Here is an 18,931-nt window from a genome sequence, read left to right on the forward strand (position 1 = left end):
TACAAAAGGAAGGGCTGCCTCATGCTGATTGATTTTCATCAGGCACAATTACAGAAATTTATGGCTTTAGCGACTCAGGTTGAAGCAGAACCGGAACACTATTTACAGTTTGATTCCGTTTCTGATTTTTATAAGGCCAGCTGGTTAAAGAAATTTCCTGCGGGTACGGTCTGGTATGCTTCCGGCCTAGATGATGGGGCAGAAGAATTTCATGCGGTCATTGAGTATCGTGAAGTTCAGCTTTTACTCAGCTGTGGACCCTGTATATCTGCAAAAATTGCCTGGAAACATTGACCTCAATGCCAATTTTTCTCAATAAAAAAATAATGACAGCCGATGTAAAATTGACTTAAATAGCTTATCTTCTCTGTCAGATGATTCATTTGACTTAATTTGAGTCCATAACCCCTAATAAAAATAAGGAAAATAGATATGGCCCACCAGTTTACCGTAAATGCAATTATTCGCGGTGTTTCGATTGATGAATTTAAACGTCTGGCAAATGACATCAGTTTGCATGAAGCGGTTTGTCATCGGATCCCTGCTCAAAATATGGAAATTCTGGTTTCAGAAAAGCAGGGACACCTGTATACCCTGAAACGTGCCTACAATCTGGATGTCAAAATCCCAGATATTGCCAAAAAACTGCTAAAAGATGCATTTCGCTTGCAACGTACCGATGTCAGCAATTTAGAAGAAATGACTTCTGTTGTGGAACTAGGTGCCAATCTGCCAATTGAAGCCAAATGTCAGCGTGCCGTTACAGGTGATGAACAGCAGATCCAGTTCCAGTTAAACTGGACGGTGAATGTGAAAGTGCCTTTGGTCGGTGGCATGCTAGAAAAACATGCCGAAGGTGAAATCCGTAAGTTCAGTGAAATCGAGATCAGCATCGTGGAAGATGAGCTACGCAAGAATCTGACAGCTTAAGCTCGTATTTTTACGATTAGAAAAAGAGCCTTTGAGTCAGGCTCTTTTTTATTTTAGGCTGTTTTTTCAAATTTGCTGCGGTAAAGCAGGGCAGTGAATAGGGTCACTAGACACACAGTCCAGATATAGTACAGGGCACCAATATTACTATACAGGCTCAACCATTGCACCAGTGGCAAGGTGATTCCACCTGCAATCGCATAGGCCAGATTATAGGAAAATGAAATTCCGCTGAAACGGATTTGTGCCGGGAACATTTTCACCATGCTATAGGACACCATGCCCACGGTTCCTGAGCTTAGACCGAGCAACATGTAAAGCATGAACACCGTTGACGCTTCAACATGACCCAGACTGTGATAAAAAATCCCGGCCATTGCCGCGACAAAAATAGAGCCAAGTAAAATGACCTTGCCTGCACCGAAACGGTCAGCCAGTACACCCGCAATAATGCAACCGAGCATTTGCATCAGGATCGCAGCACTTTGCATTTTGAATGCATCAGCACGTTCGAAGCCAAAACTAGCCCCCAGCAGATTCGGCATCGCCAGAATCAAGACCACCACACAGCCGGTCAGGAACCAGGTAAATAACATCCCGATGCCTACAGCAGTTTTGTGGCTTAACAGCACTTGCTTGACCGGTAATTCTTTAGAAAGCTCTTTTCGAGCTTGCATGGCTTTAAAAACTGGAGTTTCTTTCAAATAACTGCGCAGGTAAAGGGCAATAAAACCGAAAATCCCACCCAGAATGAATGGAACGCGCCAAGCCCAGTCTTTGATTTCCGCTTCAGTGAACTGAAGTGAAATAAATAACGACATTAGGGCACCAAGTAGAATCCCGAGCGATAGGCCGGCAGTCAGCAAACCATTGGCAATCCCAATTCGGCGTTCTGGCACATGCTCTGACACAAAGGTCCAGGCAGCCGGAATTTCACCGCCAATCGCAATACCTTGAATAACACGCATCAATAGCAGCAGTAATGGTGCAGCATAACCAATACTTTCAAAGGTTGGCATGATCCCGATCATGAGGGTCGGTAGCGCCATCAGCAAGATGGATAGACTGAATAGACGTTTACGACCGATCAGATCCCCAAAATGTGCCATCACCACACCACCGAGTGGGCGGAAGAAATAGCCTGCAGCAAAGATGCCATAGGTATTCAGCATGGCCCAAAATGGACTCAGGGTACTTGGAAAGAACAGTTCGGAAATTAGTTTGGCGTAGAACACATAAATGACAAAATCATAGAATTCCAGTGCGCCACCTAGGGACGATAGTCCGAGGGTGCGTTTATCAGCACGGCTCAGATAGGGTTGTGCATTCATGTGGTCGTTCCATTATTTAATATCCATGACTTGAATGCTGATTTTAAAGAAGGGTTATTTTCTTGAATAATCAATCTTTCTTTGTTTAATCTAAACTAAAAGTTATTAAAATTTGAACGAACGAAATTATTTGGAATATTTTGATTAATTATTTTCCTGTTAAGTGAAGTTTTTAAGGCAACCATAAGCTGGATTTCGACATACTACTTAAAACACAGCTTATCTTTTTTAGACGTATTTATTCATTTTAGTATGATGTTCATTCTGTAATTTTCCCTCTAAGATAGAGTTAAATGAAAAAAATACAGGATAGCGCGATGACAAATACCTTGGCGGTGGCACAGCAAGGTGAGGCCATTTTAACCCTAATTGCCAGTCCGGTCACACAGGCTGAATTTGACAGTGACTGGTTGCGGCAATTTAACAGCGCCTTGATGGAGACCATGCAACAACGTCAGGGCGTGGGCATTGCAGCACCGCAGGTTTATGTCTCTAAACGCATTATTATTGTCGCATCACGGCCCAATTTACGTTATCCAGACGCGCCGTATATGGAAGCTGTGACCATGATCAATCCGGAGATTATCAGTACTTCAGCTACACAAGTATTGGGTGAGGAAGGCTGTTTAAGTGTGCCCGAGCAAAGAGGGAGGGTAGTTCGAGCAGAAGAGATTCAGGTACGTTATTTTACGTTAGAGGGAAATGAAATGGTTCAAGTGTTCAAAGGCTTTCCGGCACGAATTGTACAGCACGAAATTGACCACCTGAATGGAATTCTATTTGTAGAGAAGCTTGCAGAAGCATAATTACTTGGTCTGAATTGCAGTGCCATAAGCAAAGACTTCAACCATACCGCCTTGCATGCCAAGTTCAGTCGTACTGAGGCGGATTCCCATAATCTGGTCAGCGCCCATTTTTTCTGCTTCCAGTTTTAACCGTACTATAGCTTCACGTCGTGCCCGTTCAACGACACTCTCATAACTGGTCAAACGACCACCTAACATGTTTTGCACATTAGCAATCGCATATTTAAAGTAATCATGTGAAATGACCACATTGCTGCTGATCATATGACCGGGGAATGTAGATTCGTTAAAACGGCTATTATTGACCCGGATATAAGCTAAACGCTGTTCCTGCTCATCCAGATATTGCAGATGCTTGCGCTCGTTATAGCGACCAAAACCGAAACCCACGCTGAACAGAATGGCAAAAATGACAATCTGTATAATCAATCCGTCCATGCATTAGTTCGCCTGTGGAAATGGATCAGGCAGTTTAGGCATGACTGGATCAGCGATGACTGCTGTGCCATAAACAAACAGTTCAGAAGCACCTTGGGCAATATTTGAGGTAGAAAAACGAATACCCACAATCGCATTGGCACCCATACTGCGAGCTTTTTCAATCATCCGGTTCATGGCTTCCTGACGGGATTCTTCCAGTAATTCGGTATAAGCGGTCAACTCGCCGCCGACAATATTTTTCAGGCCGGCCAGCAAATCACGTCCAACATGCTTACTGCGCACAGTACTGCCATAGACCACATCGATTTGCTGGCGAATGGTATGTCCCGGTACAGATTCCAGATTGCTTAGTAACATTCATATCCCTAAATTAGAAAAAATACTTTGATTATTATTACACTTAAAATAGATAGTTTAGTCATTATAAATTTCTTCAGATGACTCAGGCAGCTGGGGTAAATACTTTGTTTGGATCACCCCTTGAGCTGACCAATAGGGAAGTTCAAGTTCAGTAATACCTTCTGCATAAGAAGCCAATTCATACAATGGATAGACAAATACAATTCCATTGGCATTGAAATAGAAATTATCACTTACTTCAAATGCATTTTGCTCAATATGATGTTGTTCAAGCCACTCACGATTATGTTCGTAAAGTTCAGTTTTGAGTTTTTCTTTGCTTGCAGGTGCCAAAATATCATTCAGGCTTAAACGCTGCTTGGTATTGAGATCAAAAATAACGTAGTCACTATGATGCATACCATGTGCAGCGCCTGCTGGGTAATATTCGGAAAAGTATGTAAAGTTTGCGATATTGTAATGCTGACCGATATAACGTACAGCAGTGGTACTGTAGTTGGTTGATGGCATTTCAGGATCAAGAGTGACCTCTACAGCAGGTGATTTGTCGAAAGCTTCAGCATGGTCTTTTTGTAAACGCTCCAAAAAATATTGGTTTAACCAATTTACATTCGTTTTCACTGTTTGCAGATGATATTTAGTGCAACTGGCAAACTCATCCTCACTGGCTGGATGGCATACTTCATTTTTACTGAGCTGTACACGTTCAGTTTTAGCCTTAATCAACGGTAAGCTTTCTTTTTCAGCGACGGTTTCCGCTGTTGGTTCAGGTTTTGAATCTACTGTATTTTTTTGTTGGCATGCGGTTAAGAAAATTGAACTTACCAAGGCAGATAACAATATTTTTTTCATCGATTTACATTTTATAAAGTGTTAAGTCTCATCCAATTGAGTATACAGATTTCTTGATTCAATAAAATATATCGGCTATTGGACCAACGTATAAAAAAAGCCCACCGAAGTGAGCTTTTCTGAAAAAGAGATTAAGCTTATTTTGCCTGTTCGGCACGACGCTGTTCGGTCACAGACGGGCGATACGGTACGGTGTCTGAAGTGTTAACTTTCAAACCACCACCAAGACTCTTGTACAGCTCAACCTGGCTGTTCAGATTCGCCTGTTCAAGTAATAACAAACCTTGTTCCGCTGCATATGAAGCACGTTGTGCATCCAGTACAGTCAGATAGCTGTCAATACCGGCACGGAAACGTGCTAGAGACAGGCGGTAAGTCGTGTTAGTCGCATCAACCAGACGGCGTTGAGCAGCAATACGGTCACCAATATTCTGACGTACCGCCAGGGCATCATTCACTTCACGGAATGCAGTCTGAATGGATTTTTCATAATCTGACAGCGCAATTTGCTGATCTGTTTCAGAAATACGAATATTGGCCTGACGTGTACCCCAATCGAAAATTGGAATATCCAGACTTGGGCCTATAGACCACGCAAAACTGCCAGATTTGAACAGATCACCCAGATCCGCAGATGCAAAACCTGCAGAACCCGTCAGACTGATGGTTGGGTACAGACGTGCACGGGCAGCCCCAATATTGGCACCTGCCGCAGACAGACGGTATTCAGCTGCACGTACATCCGGACGGTTAATCAGCAGGTCACTTGGTAAGCCTGCACCTAGGGCCGCATTAGAGGTAATGCGGGTAACACGTTGTGCCGGTAACAGGTTGGCCGGTACGGGTTGACCTACAAGCAGATTTAACAAGTTTTGTGCCTGAGCCACCTGGGTGCGATAGTTGGCAACATCATTACGTGCAGTTTCAACAGAAATCTGTGCCTGACGTACTGGAAGTTCGCTATCGATCCCCACATCAAAACGTTTCTTGTTCAGGTTGTAAGATTCAAGCTGGGCTTTCAGCGTTTGCTCAGCCAGCGCCAGATTGGCATTGGCAAATGAGTAACTCAGCCATGCTTGGGCCACCTGACCGATCAGAGAAATCTGAGTCGCATCACGCGCACTTTGAGTCGCCAGATAAGTATCCAGTGCATTGTCACGCAAGCTACGCACACGACCCCAGAAATCCAGCTCAAATGCAGTTACGCCTAGACCGACATTATAAGTCGTTACAGCGCCACGGCTTTGCGGGTTGTTACTGCCAGTATCCTGACGTAACACGCTGCCGCTCGCACCAATGGTTGGCAGGCGGTCATTTTCAGAAATCTGATAAGCCTGTTGGGCACGCTGAATGTTTAATGCGGCAGTACGCAAATCACGGTTATTGGTCAATGCCAAGTCCAGTACCTGTAACAGGCGCTGGTCAGCAAAGAATTCTTTATAACCCTGTTCTGCTACAGAAGTACCTGAAGCATTGGTATAACTGCTTGGGATATTTGCCTCTGCAACGGGCTCTGGGCCACGCATGCTTTGACATGCAGTCAAAGCAAGCGCGAGGGCAGATACCGCAATGCTACGACCTGTAATAGACCATATATTTTGCATTACGACTAGTACTCCTGATTTTGTTGTTTTGGTTTGTATTTAAAGATACTTCGAATCCACACGTAGAATACAGGAATAAAGAAGATACCTAAAAGCGTCGAACTGATTACACCACCGAGGACACCGTAACCGACAGAGTGCTGGCTACCCGCACCGGCACCTGAAGCAAGTGCTAGTGGAAGTACACCAAAACCGAAGGCAAGGGTGGTCATGATAATTGGACGTAAACGCATTTTTGCCGCATGCAGGGTCGCATCAAACAACTCTTCGCCCTGTTCCTGCAGCTCTTTGGCGAACTCCACAATCAAGATTGCGTTTTTCGCAGAAAGACCAATTACGGCGATAATCGCTACCTGGAAGTAGATGTTATTCGACAGGTTCGGGTCTTTAAACAGAATCATACCGCCAAAGGTCAATAGTAATGCACCCACGATACCTAGTGGTACAACCAGAAGAACCGAGAATGGAATTGACCAGCTTTCATACAATGCAGCCAGACATAGGAACACGATCAACAGTGAAAGCGCGTACAAGAATGGTGCTTGTGCGCCAGACTCACGTTCTTCCAGAGACAGACCAGTCCATTCATAGTCGAAACCTTGCATGCCCATTTCAGGAAGCTTGGCAATGATTTCTTCCATTGCGCGCATTGCATCACCTGAGCTCACACCCGGTGCTGGTGTACCCTGAATGTTCATCGCAGATACGCCGTTATAGCGTTCCAGACGAGGCGAACCATAGGTCCATTCGCCGGTTGCGAATGCCGAGAACGGAACCATTTCGCCACGGTTGTTACGAACATACCACTGGTTCAGGTCTTCCGGCATCATACGAGAGCTGGCTTCACCCTGAACGTACACTTTTTTCACACGACCACGGTCAAGGAAGTCGTTAATGTACGAACCACCCCACGCCATGCTCATGGTGCTGTTAATTTCAGAAATGCTGACACCTAAAGCACCGGCTTGTGCATGATCGACAATCACACGGTACTGCGGGTTATCTTCCTGACCATTTGGACGGACACCTGCAAGACGTTTGTCTTGTGCAGCCAGACCCAGAACAGTATTACGCGCTGCTAAAAGTTGCTCATGGCTTTGACCACTTGCTGCTTTTAACTGCATGTTAAAGCCGGCAGACACACCCAGTTCAGGCATCGCTGGCAATTGTAACGGCATGATGTAAGACGCATCTTTCACAATCATGTTCAGTGCCATACCACGTTGGATAATTGCACCGACCTGTGATTCTGGTGTGGTACGTTCAGACCAGTCTTTTAGTTTAATAAATGCCAGACCAGCGTTTTGACCTACACCTGTGAATGAGAAACCAGCCACACTGAAGACAGATTGGACATGATCTTTTTCATTTTCCAGGAAGTAACCGGTCATGGTATTGATGACCTTATCGGTACGTTCTAGGGTTGCATTTGGTGGCAACTGTACCAGCGTCATCACGACACCTTGGTCTTCATCAGGTAAGAATGAAGAAGGAAGTTTCTGGAAGATCAGCACAATAATCCCGATCACCACCGCATAGATGATACCGGAGAAAATCTTGTGGTGGGTCATACGATTGACACCGCCCTGATATTTCACAGAAACACGGTCAAAGCTATGGTTAAACCAGCGGAAGAAACGCGCAGCCGGGTTGTTGCTTTGCGGCTTGTTCGGATCATGCTGTTTCAGAATGGTCGCACACAGGGCAGGGGTAAAGGTTAAGGCCACCACCAGAGACAGAACCATTGCTGTGACCAGCGTGATTGAGAACTGGCGATAGATAACCCCTGTAGAACCACCAAAGAATGCCATTGGTACGAATACTGCAGACAGTACAGAGGTAATACCGATCAGCGCACCAGAGATCTGTTTCATCGACTTTGCAGTCGCGCTCACAGGATCAAGATGCTCTTCAGCCATGACACGTTCAACGTTTTCAACCACAACGATCGCATCATCGACTAACAGACCAATTGCAAGAACCATCGCAAACATGGTCAAGGTATTGATCGAGAAGCCGAAGATATTAATGATTGCAAAAGTACCTAATACAACCACTGGAACGGCCATGGTTGGAATAATCGTTGCACGCCAGTTCTGCAAGAACAGGAACATTACGATGAAGACCAGAATGACCGCTTCAATGAGAGTATGAACCACCGATTCAATCGATAACTGAATGAATGGTGTGGTATCAAATGCCAGTGTATCTACCATCCCTTGAGGATAGTTCGGACGTAACTGTTTTAAACGCTCTTCAACTGCTTCAGCGGTATCCAGCGCATTGGCACCAGTTGCAAGTTTAATCGCAACACCGCCAGCTGGTTTACCGTTAAATTTAGAATCAAACTGGTAGTTGTCTGCACCCAGTTCTACACGTGCGACATCGCCCAGACGGACTTGAGCACCTGAAGTGGTATTTTTCAAGAAGATGTTTTCGAACTGTTCAGGTGTTTGCAGCAGACTTTGCGCATTCACCGTCGCATTCAGCACCTGACCTTCAATCTGTGGCGCACCACCTAATTGACCGACAGCCACCTGAGCGTTCTGGGTACGGATTGCCTGAGCCACATCACTTGGAGTCACTTGCAGACTAGCCATTTTGGCTGGATCCAGCCAGATACGCATTGCATAAGAACCACCAAAGACCTGAACTTCACCAACCCCGGCCACACGGCTTAAAGGTTCAGAAATATTTGAGTTCACATAGTCTTTAATGTCATCTGCAGTCAGGCTGCCATCAGGCGAATAGAAAGCTAATACCTGAAGGAAGCTGGCACCAGATTTGGTAACACGTACACCCTGACGTTGTACATCATCAGGCAAAAGTGCAGTCGCTGACTGTAACTTGTTTTGTACCTGTACCTGTGCGATATCAGGATCGACACCCTGTTCAAAGTTTAAGGCGATGGATGCCTGACCGTTACCGGCACTGTTCGAAGAAATATAACGCAAGCCATCCAGACCGTTCATCTGCTGCTCGATGATCTGCGTTACTGTATTTTCTACAGTCGCTGCAGATGCACCCGGATAAGTCGCAGAAATGGTGACTGTCGGTGGCGCGATCGTCGGATATTGAGCAATTGGCATTTTGCTGATGGTCAAAATACCCGCCAGCATAATTACCAATGCAATCACCCATGCAAAAATCGGGCGATGGATAAAGAATTGAGCCATGAACCATTACTCCTTATGCATTTGCAGCAGGTTTTTGTTCAGGTTGTTTCTTTGCATCATCTGCCTTTTTTGCATCTGCTGCAGGTTGCTGTGCAGCTGGTTGAGCAGCACCTTGTGGGGCAGCCGCTTGAGGTTGATAAGGTTTAGGCACCACTTGCTGTTCAGGTTTTACCTTAGCAATACCGTCAACAATCACTTTATCACCCGGATTAAGACCTTCGGTTACGATCCAGTTGCTGCCTTGAGTCCCGACTGTCGTTACTGGACGTGGAGTCACTTTATTATCAGCACCCACCAGCATCGCCATGGCTTGACCAGTAGGCGTACGGGTTAACGCCGCTTGTGGAATCATGAAGGCATTTGGAATTTCACCCTGTACGATTTGCGCTGTGGCAAACATACCTGGCAGAAGTAAATGGTTCTTGTTCGGGAATACTGCACGTAAAGTCACAGTACCTGTTTCAGGGTTCACGCTGGCATCCGAGAATGCAAGACGGCCTTCGACAGGGTAGATGCTGCCATCTTCAAGCTTTAACTTCACTTTGGTGTTGTTTGAGCTGTTGAGGTTGCCTTTGCTTAGCTGTTGACGCAGGCGCAGCAGTTCAGCACTGGATTGGTTGATATCTACATAGATTGGATCTAGACGCTGAATCGTAACCAGTGGTTCTGTCTGATTTGCAGTCACTAACGCACCCGCCGTAATCGAAGAACGGTTAGTTTGACCAGAAATCGGGGCACGTACGGTTGAATAGCCCAGGTTGATTTCAGCATTACGTAAAGTTGCACGGTTTGCATTCAAATCAGCTTCAGCCAGTTTGACCTGTGCTGCAATGTCATCGTATTCCTGTTTAGAAATGGCATTGGTACCGACCAGTTGACGGTAACGGCCTTCTTTAACACGCAATACACCTAGATTCGCTTCAGCACGGGCAATCGCAGCACGAGCATTATCGACAGTAGTACGGTTAGTGCTTGAATCGATTTCATACAGTGCCTGACCTTCACGGACATAGCTACCTTCAGTGAATAAGCGTTTAAGCACCACACCACTAGCCTGTGGACGTACTTCAGAAATCTCAAATGCTGTTGTACGACCTGAGAGCTCTACAGACTGCTCGACACTTTGTGGCTGTGCAACAAGAATACCGACTTCAGTCGGTGGCATTTGCTGCTGAGCACCAGCTTGCTGGCCCTCTTTAGGATCTTTGCTACAACCAACAAGTGCAAGACTTGTTGCTAATGCGCAAGCAGTCAGGGCGGGTGCCCAAAGCTTTGCAGACATCATTGTTCCACCTCAATTGGATTCTTATCTAAATTTTTTTATTTGTGAGCCGTGCAATATCTGATCCAGACCATATACCACAACGAAATCCAAATAAAACTTATACTCCAGCCGGATATGACATCTGAAGGAAAATGTACACCTAGATAAACTCTTGAAATACCCATAATCAGCATCCATGCACCTGCACCCATCCAGATGATGGTATGTCGGGGATGTTGCCGATATATGAATATTGCCAGACAGCCGAGACAGGCTGCATAGACGCTATGGGCACTCGGGAAGGAGCTTCCATAGCTTTCAACCAGATGAAAAGACTCTGCTGGTCGAGGTCGGGCAATACTGAATTTTAAAAGCCAGCCTAGGAGAATTCCTCCGATAATTCCGATACATATAAAAATTACGCTTGCATACTTTTTATACCACAGTAGAAAAATACACCATAGTGTGGATAAAAATAATACAAATGGCATGCCACCTATCACTGATAAGGACTGATTAATTTGATTTAAAAATTCTGTGCGATAGCCGCTAATCCATTCTATTGCAAGCACATCTAACTGGCTTAAAGTTGCAATATCAAGAAATAACACACTGAAAATTAAAAATAAAATTCCGACAATAAGTAACAAGTAATGCATGCCAAAAATCCTTGTCCTTTTAACCGTTATTCAACCGGTTAACTGTCTGCGCTAAAGTGTACTTGCCAGTACACTTTTTTTCAAGAGTGCGTATTTTATGCAAATTCCATTTTTTATTTATGGGATTTTGTACCTAAATGCCCAAATATTCTCGCAATTTTACAGTTTTGTGGATGTATGATTTTCGTCAATTTCAATGGTTTGCTTCGGCGGCCAGAAAAACTCACTTGGGCGAGTAAGAAAGTGGGTCATGACCAGTTTAGCGAGCGGTTTCCATTGTTCGAAACGCACCCGTCGTGCGCGTAATGCCACAATAATGGTCAGGCTAAAACTTACAAAAAGGTTAGTCAGGCCAATCAGCAGAACACCCAAGAAAGAGATAATGATGAGTCCAATATCTGGACCATTGATATTGATCAGTCCTTGGATAAAGTTGGCAGAGGCAAAGGCAATATGACGAATATCTAAAGGCAGACCGAGAATGAAACCGATGGTACCCATACTGCCCAGCATAACCCCAAAAATAAAATTACCCGCCAGTGCACCCAGATTACGTTCAATATAATCGGCAAATCGATGTAAACGTTCTTGTCCCATCAGTTGCGACAGGCGCACATGAGCTCTCAGACGAGGACCAACCTTCCGATACACTGCCATATTATCGAAATAACCGGCTAATAGGCCTGACAGGAACAAACATACTCCAGCCACTGCTGCATGAGGAATTGCCAAAGAAGTAAATGGATTCAGGTCATATAAGGTTTTAGCTGCTTTGGCATGCGTCATTAATGGCTCATGTAGGGCAAACTCCCACATCAGGGCAATCAGTGCTGCAACCGGGATTGCGATTGAAATGTTCCCAAGAATCGCGACAAACTGGGTCCGAATGATATTCACAATCAGTGCAGCCAGTTCAGCAATCTGGGCGGTTTTCGAACCCTTACGCTGTTGTACGGTAGAAGCCAGTGCAGCTGCGGTCATCGCCGGCTGTTTGGTTGCAACGGTAAAGTGCAGCACATGAATGAGCATAAAACCGAGCGAATAGTTCATGCTATAGCTAAAGGCTTGCATTAAAGGTGCCATGGTGACACGCGCCATTAAAACTTTCAGCGAAGCCATAAAAGCAATGATGACACCGGCACCGGCTGCCGATTTGTACATGGCCAGAAAGCCTTGCTTGTCGGTACTTACGTAATGTTCACCAGTCTTACTGGCATTTTCAGTTACCTGCAAAGCCAGGAGTTCACTATTGGTAGTCAGTAAGGCACGTACACTGCGTTCGCTATAAATCGCTTCGGTAATATCTGCGATAAACAGACCAATGGACTGGTAACGCAGGTCATCGTCATCCAGCACCATATTCAGCAGGATTTCAATCCGTTCCAGACACTGTTCCAGCAAGGCCAGCATATAGGTCAGGCTGACACTGACCCCAATCCGTTTGGTAGAGCGGCGAATTTTGGCAACAACATCATGACACTGCTCCAGCATCACCAGGGCTTGCGAGGCATCTGGCGGTGTAATCGCATCCACCAGTTCTACAGTGTTATAGCGTTTTTTATATTCCTGGATAAATTCAATAATCTCACGGTTTTGCACCAGAAAAGGTGATTCATATTCCATGAGCTCAGGCTGGGCATTGATAAATTCAGGATGCAAACCGATCCCACTCACGCGGTAGGACAGAATGGTTAGTGCTTTAATGATCTGATCTTTGATTCGGGTTTTTTCTACCTGATTAGAATGACCCTGATTCACAACAGCAAAAAGTCGCTGCCAATCCGCTTCATCAAAATAATCCAGCCAGTATTTATCGGTGCGTAAATAGAAAATTTTGCGGAACAATTCCTGAAGCTGCAGATGATCTGGAATCACCGGCAGGATATGCGCTCCGATTCGCTGATTCAGCTGGTTCCAGAAACCATCCAAAGAAAGAATCCCGGTATCGGAAAACAGGCTGGCTTGTTTATAACGATTGATAACTCTTAAAGTGAAACTTTGTAAGGTTAAGACTGCATTGGGAGTGAGCAGTAAAGCCCGGATAAATGCATTAAATTTTGTTTCGATTTCTTCTGTATTTCTGCTGTCTTCTGGGCGTATACGTTCTACAAGTTGGATGAGCAGATTCTCATCCAGCACCGCTTGTGGTTGTTCAAGCTGGTGCTGCATGCTTTGAAAAATATCAAGAAAATTAATATGCATAGGCGAGGTAAGCGGCTATTGAATCCGGTGAAGAGCCAGTTTGGCTAGATTAACGAGGGCCTGACGATACTCTGAATCGGGTAGTGCATTCAAGGCTTGAATTGCAATTTCTGTTTCTTCAGTTGCACGCTGGCGGCAATAATCCAAGGCGCCAGAATCATTTACGATCTTGATGACTTCTGCCAAATGATCTGTTCCGCCCGTTGCAATACTGCGACGGATAATTTCATGTGATTCACCTGTAGTATTCTTCATGGCAGCAATCAATGGCAGGGTCGGTTTGCCTTCCATCAGGTCATCACCGATGTTTTTACCTAGGGTTTCAGCATCAGATGTATAGTCCAGAATGTCATCAATAATCTGGAAAGCATTACCGAAGTGACCGGCGAATTTACGTAACGGTTCACGGAACTCAGTCTTGTCGGAAAGAATAGCGGCACCTTCGGTCGCCAGTTCAAACAGGCGAGAAGTCTTGCCATGAATAATGCTCAAATAGGTTTCTTCTGAGGTTTCTGGCTGATGTTGCGATTGCAGTTGCAGAACTTCGCCTTCGGCAATTTCGCAGGTACCCGTAGAGAAGTCTTTGAGCAGGGTCATATTGTTAAGGTCGACCAACAAATCAAAGGCACGCGAAATTAGGAAATCACCCACTAGCACAGCTGTCTGATTGTTCCAGGTGGCATTAGCGGTTGGACGGCCACGGCGTAAGCCTGACTCATCCACAACATCATCATGAACTAGAGTTGCCGTATGCAACATTTCGATAATGGCGGCCAGTTTGCGATGTTGTTCCAGTTCTACGGCACCACAGGCTTTTGCTGCCAACAGGCACATGATGGGGCGCATACGCTTGCCGCCAGCTTCAACCACATGCTTGCTGACCGCCATCACCAGCGCTACTTTTGAGGTAATTCCTTCGTTAATGAATGTGTCCATCGCAGCAAAGTCGTTAGCAACAGGAGCGAGAATATCTTGCTTAAAGTCGATGGCCATGTGAAAGAAAACCTCTAGTTTGGTAAATCGCAGCGGGTAGTTTAACAATTTATAACATGAGTGAAAGCTAAGAAAAGCACAAACTCCACTAAAAATCAGCTTTTTATAGCACTTCTTTGAGTTTAGCCTAAATTTTGACATTTAAAAAATGAACAATATCTTTCCGCTAAAGTTTTTTTCTAAACATTCTCAGGCAGCTGGAAAACTCGGAATTGAGCAGCGTTTTTTGGTCAGTATATCCGGTATTAATCTTTGATTTTGAATGAATAATTTAATGATTTATAGGCTTTGTAATGGAGTTCATGATTATTTCCTTAAAATGGCTTGTTGTTTCTTATAATATCCCTTAAAATCTTTGCCCTTGTATAACCCCCAGTGGCGCGCGTTTTAAGATCGATATATTCCTTTATCGGCACGTCGACACGGGCATGTTTGGAGTACATTATGTACGCAGTAATCCAAAGCGGTGGTAAACAGCACCGTGTAGTTGAGGGTGAAACCCTTAAAGTTGAATTATTGAAAGCTGAAACTGGTTCAACAATTACGTTTGATGACGTACTTATGCTTGTAAACGGTGATAGCATTCAAATCGGTGCTCCAGTTGTAGCTGGCGCTAAAGTAACTGCAGAAGTAGTTAGCCATGGTCGTCACGACAAAATCCGCATCATCAAAATGCGTCGTCGTAAGCACTACCGTAAACAACAAGGTCACCGTCAATGGTTCACTGAGTTGAAAATTACTGGTATCTCAGGCTAATTACTAGGAGTAAATAGACATGGCAACTAAAAAAGCCGGTGGTTCGACTAAGAACGGTCGTGATTCGAATCCTAAGATGTTAGGTGTTAAAGTTTACGGTGGCCAAACTGTAACTGCAGGTAACATCATCGTTCGTCAACGTGGTACTGAATTCCACGCTGGTCAAAACGTAGGTATGGGCCGTGACCATACATTATTTGCTACTGCTGATGGCGTAGTAAAATTCGAAGTGAAAGGTCAATTTGGCCGTCGCTACGTATCTGTTGAAGCATAATTTGCTGAAATAGAAAAAAGACCCACAGTTTCTGTGGGTTTTTTTATGCATGAAGATTTATCGGCTTATAAAGCTGTGACAGCGAATGTAAATATCACTATTGAATCTTCATCATGATGAATAAAAACAGGAATTCTGCATTAATAACAATACAAAACTTCTTATTTTCTATCATCTTAGTTCGAGAAATTGGTTTAATATGAGCCATTAGATAAATAGCAATATGCAAATACAAAAAGGTGAGATTATGAGTATGCTTCGTAAAACTGTATGTGCCATAACAATCGGTACGGCGACACTGGCACCTGTCATGAGCACGACTGTATTTGCCGCAACTGCAGCGACGGAGCAGCAAGCTACTGCGAATCTGGTGAAACAGCTCAGCAATATCCGTAGCTTAACTGCAAATTTTGAACAAACCACTAAAGTCACGAATCCGAAAGCGACCCAGAAAAAAGGCTTAACCGCCCAGCACATGAACCAGACCTTTAAAGGTGTGATGAAGGTGGCGCGTCCAGGTAAATTCTACTGGGAAACTTCTAGTCCATCTAAACAGACCATTGCCACTACAGGTAAAACCGTATGGATCTATGATCCAGACTTGCAGCAAGCAGTGCGTCAGAGTCTAGACGATCAAGTGGCAAATACACCGGCATTATTATTGTCCGGCAATACCAGCCAGATTATGCAATCTTATCGCGTAACTCAGCCGAATAAAGCTAAAACCTATTACACGCTTTATCCGAAAAATACCGATGGGGTGTTTGAAAGCCTGACTATTAGTTTTGGTGCGAACAAAGCGCCTAGCTTGATGATTTTGCAAGATTCCTTAGGCCAGACTACGAATATTAAATTTAGTAATGTAAAACTGAATACCACGATTCCGGCATCTACGTTTAACTTTACTCCGCCAAAGGGCACAGACATTATTGATCAGTAAGCATCAATACACCCTAAATAAAAAAGCAACCTTCGGGTTGCTTTTTTTTGTTCCTGATCGGGATGGATTTGGAGTCATTACAAGGTTAGCGTATATCTGGAAGTTCGGGCGTTTTAGAATAAACAAAAGTTGAGTCAATGAAATTGCAAAATTTTAGGAGCTCAGGATGAAAATGACTTCATGTAAAATAGGCTGGATCGATTGTATCTTATGTCTGAATCTTGGGCTATTTGCCTGTCAGCCTCAAACCTCTTCAGTCACTACATCCGCGCAATCAGAAGACACGGGGCAAATTCAGTCCAAAACAATTCCGGTTAAAGATGCTAATCAGGTCGTGTGTGAAATCGAAGGTTGTGTGCGTTTTGATTTGCAGACTGTAGATACCAATATCAGCTGGATTGATCAGTATTTTATGGAGCGGATCCAGCGTACTGAGCCGGTCGCTTTTAGCAAAGTGACCAGTAATAAAATTAAAGCAAAGGATGAGCCGAAATTTATTGATCAGCGTTCCATTCAGGTGAGTTACCTGAATCAGCATGCTCATCTAGCTACTTTTATCTTCAAAACTACTCATCAGCCTGAACGTGCCCAGTCACAATCTCATAGTGAATATGTCAATCTAGATATAAAACAGAAGAAACGTCTAGCTCTTCATCAGGTTGTGCGCGGTAATACAGATGAAAAACTGAAACAGGCTCTATATCAAGCAAATAAAGACTGGCTAGATCGCTATCAAATCACCCAGCAGAAATTAGCATTGAGCGACAATTATTATTTTGACGGTCAGGGCTTGGTACTGGTTTATCCGGCAGGTGAGTTGAGTAAGCCAATCAGTGACATGGCAGAATTAAAAGTACCTTATACAGCATTAAGCGAGATCATCCGGCCTGAATATTTATCGCTTCTGCCTCAAACAAGCCTTTAAATATTGCGCTAATAAACTCCAGCCGGTAGGTCAGTCACTGTATTTTTTGACGTTAAGAGCTTACACTATAGCCAGTTTTTTTCTTATCCAAAGATTGGCTATGATCGACCCGAAATTACTTAGAAATAATATTGAGGCTGTAAATTTAGCCTTGGCAAAACGTGGTGTTCAACTGAATGTTGAGGAGTGGGCATCATTAGAAGCTCGACGTAAAGAGATTCAATCCAAAACTGAATCCTTGCAAGCTGAGCGTAATGCCGGTGCCAAGCAAGTGGGTCAGATCAAAAAAGCAGGTGGCGATGCCTCTGAAATTATGGCACGCATGTCTGCGATTGGTGATGAAATTAAGGCTGCTGAAGCTGCTCTGGCTGAACTGCAAGCTGAACTGGAAGAAAAATCACTGTCTATTCCAAACCTTCCAGATGAATCTGTACCTGAAGGTAAAGATGAAAATGACAATGTGGAAGTCCTGAAATGGGGTACACCACGCGAATTTGATTTTGAAATCAAAGACCATACTGACTTGGGCGAAATGATGGGCGGTCTGGAATTTGAAACTGCGACCAAACTGACCGGTTCACGTTTCAGCGTTCTGAAAGGTCCTTTAGCGCGTCTGCAACGTGCGATTACCCAGTTTATGCTGGATACGCATACCACTAAAAATGGCTATACCGAAGCCTATGTTCCTTATTTGGTGAATGCAGATTCTCTACGTGGTACTGGTCAATTACCAAAATTTGAAGAAGACCTGTTCAAGCTGCAAGGTGAGAAAGAATTCTACCTGATCCCTACGGCTGAAGTGCCTGTAACCAACTTCGTGCGTGATGAAATCATTGATGCTGACCGTCTGCCACTAAAATATGCAGCACATACCCCATGTTTCCGTAGTGAAGCTGGCTCTTATGGCCGTGATACCCGTGGTTTGATCCGTCAGCACCAGTTTGACAAAGTTGAGATGGTGCAGATTGTAAAACCTGAAGACTCTATGCAGGCACTGGAAGAGTTGACTGGTCATGCAGAAGGTATTTTGCAGGCATTAGGTCTGCCATACCGTAAAATCATTCTGTGTGGTGGTGATATGGGCTTTGGTGCATGCAAAACCTATGACCTTGAAGTCTGGGTGCCAAGTCAAAATACGTATCGTGAAATTTCATCTTGCTCAAATATGTGGGACTTTCAGGCACGCCGTATGAAAGCGCGTTACCGTGCTGACCAGAAAAAAACTGAATTCGTGCATACGTTGAATGGTTCAGGCCTGGCTGTAGGTCGTACTTTACTGGCGGTCATGGAAAACTATCAACGTGCTGATGGTTCAATTGAGATCCCTGAAGTACTGCGTCCGTATATGGGTGGTGCAACTTATATCGACTAAATGTCGGTGTATGCACCAAAATGTGCATGAAAATTGCTTAGACAGT

Annotated in this window: 18 protein-coding genes; 8 read left to right on the forward strand and 10 right to left on the reverse strand. The window is 44.4% G+C overall.

Going from position 1 to position 18,931, the window contains the following annotated elements:
• The first annotated feature begins 21 nt into the window (after positions 1–21).
• Both FTV13_RS00080 and FTV13_RS00085 read left to right on the forward strand, forming a co-directional pair.
• Positions 22–294 (forward strand): hypothetical protein, encoded by a 273-nt coding sequence (locus FTV13_RS00080; RefSeq protein ID WP_004784921.1) that lies wholly within the window; start codon positions 22–24, stop codon positions 292–294.
• A 138-nt stretch (positions 295–432) separates the two neighbouring features.
• Positions 433–930, forward strand: coding sequence for a DUF2505 family protein (locus tag FTV13_RS00085; RefSeq protein WP_159123396.1), 498 nt, complete (start codon positions 433–435; stop codon positions 928–930).
• A gap of 53 nt (positions 931–983) precedes the next feature.
• Here FTV13_RS00085 and FTV13_RS00090 read toward each other — a convergent pair whose 3' ends face one another.
• Positions 984–2,261, reverse strand: coding sequence for an MFS transporter (locus FTV13_RS00090; protein ID WP_180010580.1), 1,278 nt, complete (start codon positions 2,259–2,261; stop codon positions 984–986).
• A gap of 317 nt (positions 2,262–2,578) precedes the next feature.
• Between FTV13_RS00090 and def the strand changes: the two genes are divergently transcribed.
• Positions 2,579–3,067 (forward strand): peptide deformylase, encoded by a 489-nt coding sequence (gene def / locus FTV13_RS00095; protein ID WP_180010582.1) that lies wholly within the window; start codon positions 2,579–2,581, stop codon positions 3,065–3,067.
• Here the strand turns inward: def and FTV13_RS00100 are convergent, their stop codons facing one another.
• The 9 genes from FTV13_RS00100 to sdsA form a co-directional block, all read right to left on the reverse strand.
• Positions 3,068–3,505, reverse strand: coding sequence for a YbjQ family protein (locus FTV13_RS00100; RefSeq protein WP_159123399.1), 438 nt, complete (start codon positions 3,503–3,505; stop codon positions 3,068–3,070).
• A gap of 3 nt (positions 3,506–3,508) precedes the next feature.
• A complete protein-coding gene (locus tag FTV13_RS00105) occupies positions 3,509–3,865 on the reverse strand; it encodes a YbjQ family protein (protein ID WP_004784911.1) in 357 nt (118 codons plus the stop codon).
• 57 nt (positions 3,866–3,922) lie between these two features.
• A complete protein-coding gene (locus FTV13_RS00110; protein WP_159123400.1) occupies positions 3,923–4,720 on the reverse strand; it encodes an RsiV family protein in 798 nt (265 codons plus the stop codon).
• A gap of 137 nt (positions 4,721–4,857) precedes the next feature.
• Positions 4,858–6,324: a multidrug efflux RND transporter AdeIJK outer membrane channel subunit AdeK gene (gene adeK / locus FTV13_RS00115; protein WP_103799675.1), complete on the reverse strand. Its 1,467-nt coding sequence runs from the start codon at positions 6,322–6,324 to the stop codon at positions 4,858–4,860.
• 5 nt (positions 6,325–6,329) lie between these two features.
• Complete coding sequence (locus FTV13_RS00120) at positions 6,330–9,500, reverse strand: efflux RND transporter permease subunit (protein WP_159123402.1); 3,171 nt, start codon at positions 9,498–9,500, stop codon at positions 6,330–6,332.
• A 13-nt stretch (positions 9,501–9,513) separates the two neighbouring features.
• Positions 9,514–10,785: an efflux RND transporter periplasmic adaptor subunit gene (locus FTV13_RS00125; protein WP_179992619.1), complete on the reverse strand. Its 1,272-nt coding sequence runs from the start codon at positions 10,783–10,785 to the stop codon at positions 9,514–9,516.
• Positions 10,786–10,820: 35 nt separating this feature from the next.
• Positions 10,821–11,423 (reverse strand): phosphatase PAP2 family protein, encoded by a 603-nt coding sequence (locus FTV13_RS00130; protein ID WP_159123404.1) that lies wholly within the window; start codon positions 11,421–11,423, stop codon positions 10,821–10,823.
• A 159-nt stretch (positions 11,424–11,582) separates the two neighbouring features.
• Positions 11,583–13,625, reverse strand: a complete 2,043-nt coding sequence (locus FTV13_RS00135) for a site-specific recombinase (protein WP_159123405.1) — start codon at positions 13,623–13,625, stop codon at positions 11,583–11,585.
• Between the two features lie 15 nt (positions 13,626–13,640).
• The gene (sdsA, locus tag FTV13_RS00140; RefSeq protein ID WP_004784900.1) at positions 13,641–14,618 is read right to left on the reverse strand and encodes an All-trans-nonaprenyl-diphosphate synthase; all 978 of its coding nucleotides are present in this window, start codon (positions 14,616–14,618) and stop codon (positions 13,641–13,643) included.
• Between the two features lie 444 nt (positions 14,619–15,062).
• Here sdsA and rplU point away from each other — a divergent pair, with 444 nt between their 5' ends.
• The 5 genes from rplU to serS all read left to right on the forward strand — a co-directional run bounded on the left by rplU (position 15,063) and on the right by serS (position 18,885).
• Positions 15,063–15,374 carry a 50S ribosomal protein L21 gene (gene rplU, locus FTV13_RS00145; RefSeq protein WP_004784898.1) on the forward strand — a complete coding sequence of 104 codons (312 nt, stop codon included), beginning with the start codon at positions 15,063–15,065 and terminating at the stop codon, positions 15,372–15,374.
• Positions 15,375–15,393: 19 nt separating this feature from the next.
• The gene (gene rpmA / locus FTV13_RS00150; protein ID WP_004784896.1) at positions 15,394–15,648 is read left to right on the forward strand and encodes a 50S ribosomal protein L27; all 255 of its coding nucleotides are present in this window, start codon (positions 15,394–15,396) and stop codon (positions 15,646–15,648) included.
• 247 nt (positions 15,649–15,895) lie between these two features.
• Positions 15,896–16,588, forward strand: a complete 693-nt coding sequence (gene lolA, locus FTV13_RS00155; RefSeq protein ID WP_004784895.1) for an outer membrane lipoprotein chaperone LolA — start codon at positions 15,896–15,898, stop codon at positions 16,586–16,588.
• A gap of 166 nt (positions 16,589–16,754) precedes the next feature.
• A complete protein-coding gene (locus FTV13_RS00160) occupies positions 16,755–17,513 on the forward strand; it encodes a DUF3298 domain-containing protein (RefSeq protein WP_166137863.1) in 759 nt (252 codons plus the stop codon).
• Between the two features lie 100 nt (positions 17,514–17,613).
• Complete coding sequence (serS, locus tag FTV13_RS00165; protein ID WP_005236894.1) at positions 17,614–18,885, forward strand: serine--tRNA ligase; 1,272 nt, start codon at positions 17,614–17,616, stop codon at positions 18,883–18,885.
• Positions 18,886–18,931 lie beyond the last annotated feature (46 nt).

Source organism: Acinetobacter sp. YH12235, assembly GCF_013417705.1.
GTDB lineage: Bacteria > Pseudomonadota > Gammaproteobacteria > Pseudomonadales > Moraxellaceae > Acinetobacter.

Coding starts and splice junctions, on each gene's coding strand:
- FTV13_RS00080 (WP_004784921.1), top strand. CDS start 22: ATGCTGATTGATTTTCATCAGGCACAATTACAGAAATTTATGGCTTTA.
- FTV13_RS00085 (WP_159123396.1), top strand. CDS start 433: ATGGCCCACCAGTTTACCGTAAATGCAATTATTCGCGGTGTTTCGATT.
- FTV13_RS00090 (WP_180010580.1), bottom strand. CDS start 2,261: ATGAATGCACAACCCTATCTGAGCCGTGCTGATAAACGCACCCTCGGA.
- def (WP_180010582.1), top strand. CDS start 2,579: ATGACAAATACCTTGGCGGTGGCACAGCAAGGTGAGGCCATTTTAACC.
- FTV13_RS00100 (WP_159123399.1), bottom strand. CDS start 3,505: ATGGACGGATTGATTATACAGATTGTCATTTTTGCCATTCTGTTCAGC.
- FTV13_RS00105 (WP_004784911.1), bottom strand. CDS start 3,865: ATGTTACTAAGCAATCTGGAATCTGTACCGGGACATACCATTCGCCAG.
- FTV13_RS00110 (WP_159123400.1), bottom strand. CDS start 4,720: ATGAAAAAAATATTGTTATCTGCCTTGGTAAGTTCAATTTTCTTAACC.
- adeK (WP_103799675.1), bottom strand. CDS start 6,324: ATGCAAAATATATGGTCTATTACAGGTCGTAGCATTGCGGTATCTGCC.
- FTV13_RS00120 (WP_159123402.1), bottom strand. CDS start 9,500: ATGGCTCAATTCTTTATCCATCGCCCGATTTTTGCATGGGTGATTGCA.
- FTV13_RS00125 (WP_179992619.1), bottom strand. CDS start 10,785: ATGATGTCTGCAAAGCTTTGGGCACCCGCCCTGACTGCTTGCGCATTA.
- FTV13_RS00130 (WP_159123404.1), bottom strand. CDS start 11,423: ATGCATTACTTGTTACTTATTGTCGGAATTTTATTTTTAATTTTCAGT.
- FTV13_RS00135 (WP_159123405.1), bottom strand. CDS start 13,625: ATGCATATTAATTTTCTTGATATTTTTCAAAGCATGCAGCACCAGCTT.
- sdsA (WP_004784900.1), bottom strand. CDS start 14,618: ATGGCCATCGACTTTAAGCAAGATATTCTCGCTCCTGTTGCTAACGAC.
- rplU (WP_004784898.1), top strand. CDS start 15,063: ATGTACGCAGTAATCCAAAGCGGTGGTAAACAGCACCGTGTAGTTGAG.
- rpmA (WP_004784896.1), top strand. CDS start 15,394: ATGGCAACTAAAAAAGCCGGTGGTTCGACTAAGAACGGTCGTGATTCG.
- lolA (WP_004784895.1), top strand. CDS start 15,896: ATGAGTATGCTTCGTAAAACTGTATGTGCCATAACAATCGGTACGGCG.
- FTV13_RS00160 (WP_166137863.1), top strand. CDS start 16,755: ATGAAAATGACTTCATGTAAAATAGGCTGGATCGATTGTATCTTATGT.
- serS (WP_005236894.1), top strand. CDS start 17,614: ATGATCGACCCGAAATTACTTAGAAATAATATTGAGGCTGTAAATTTA.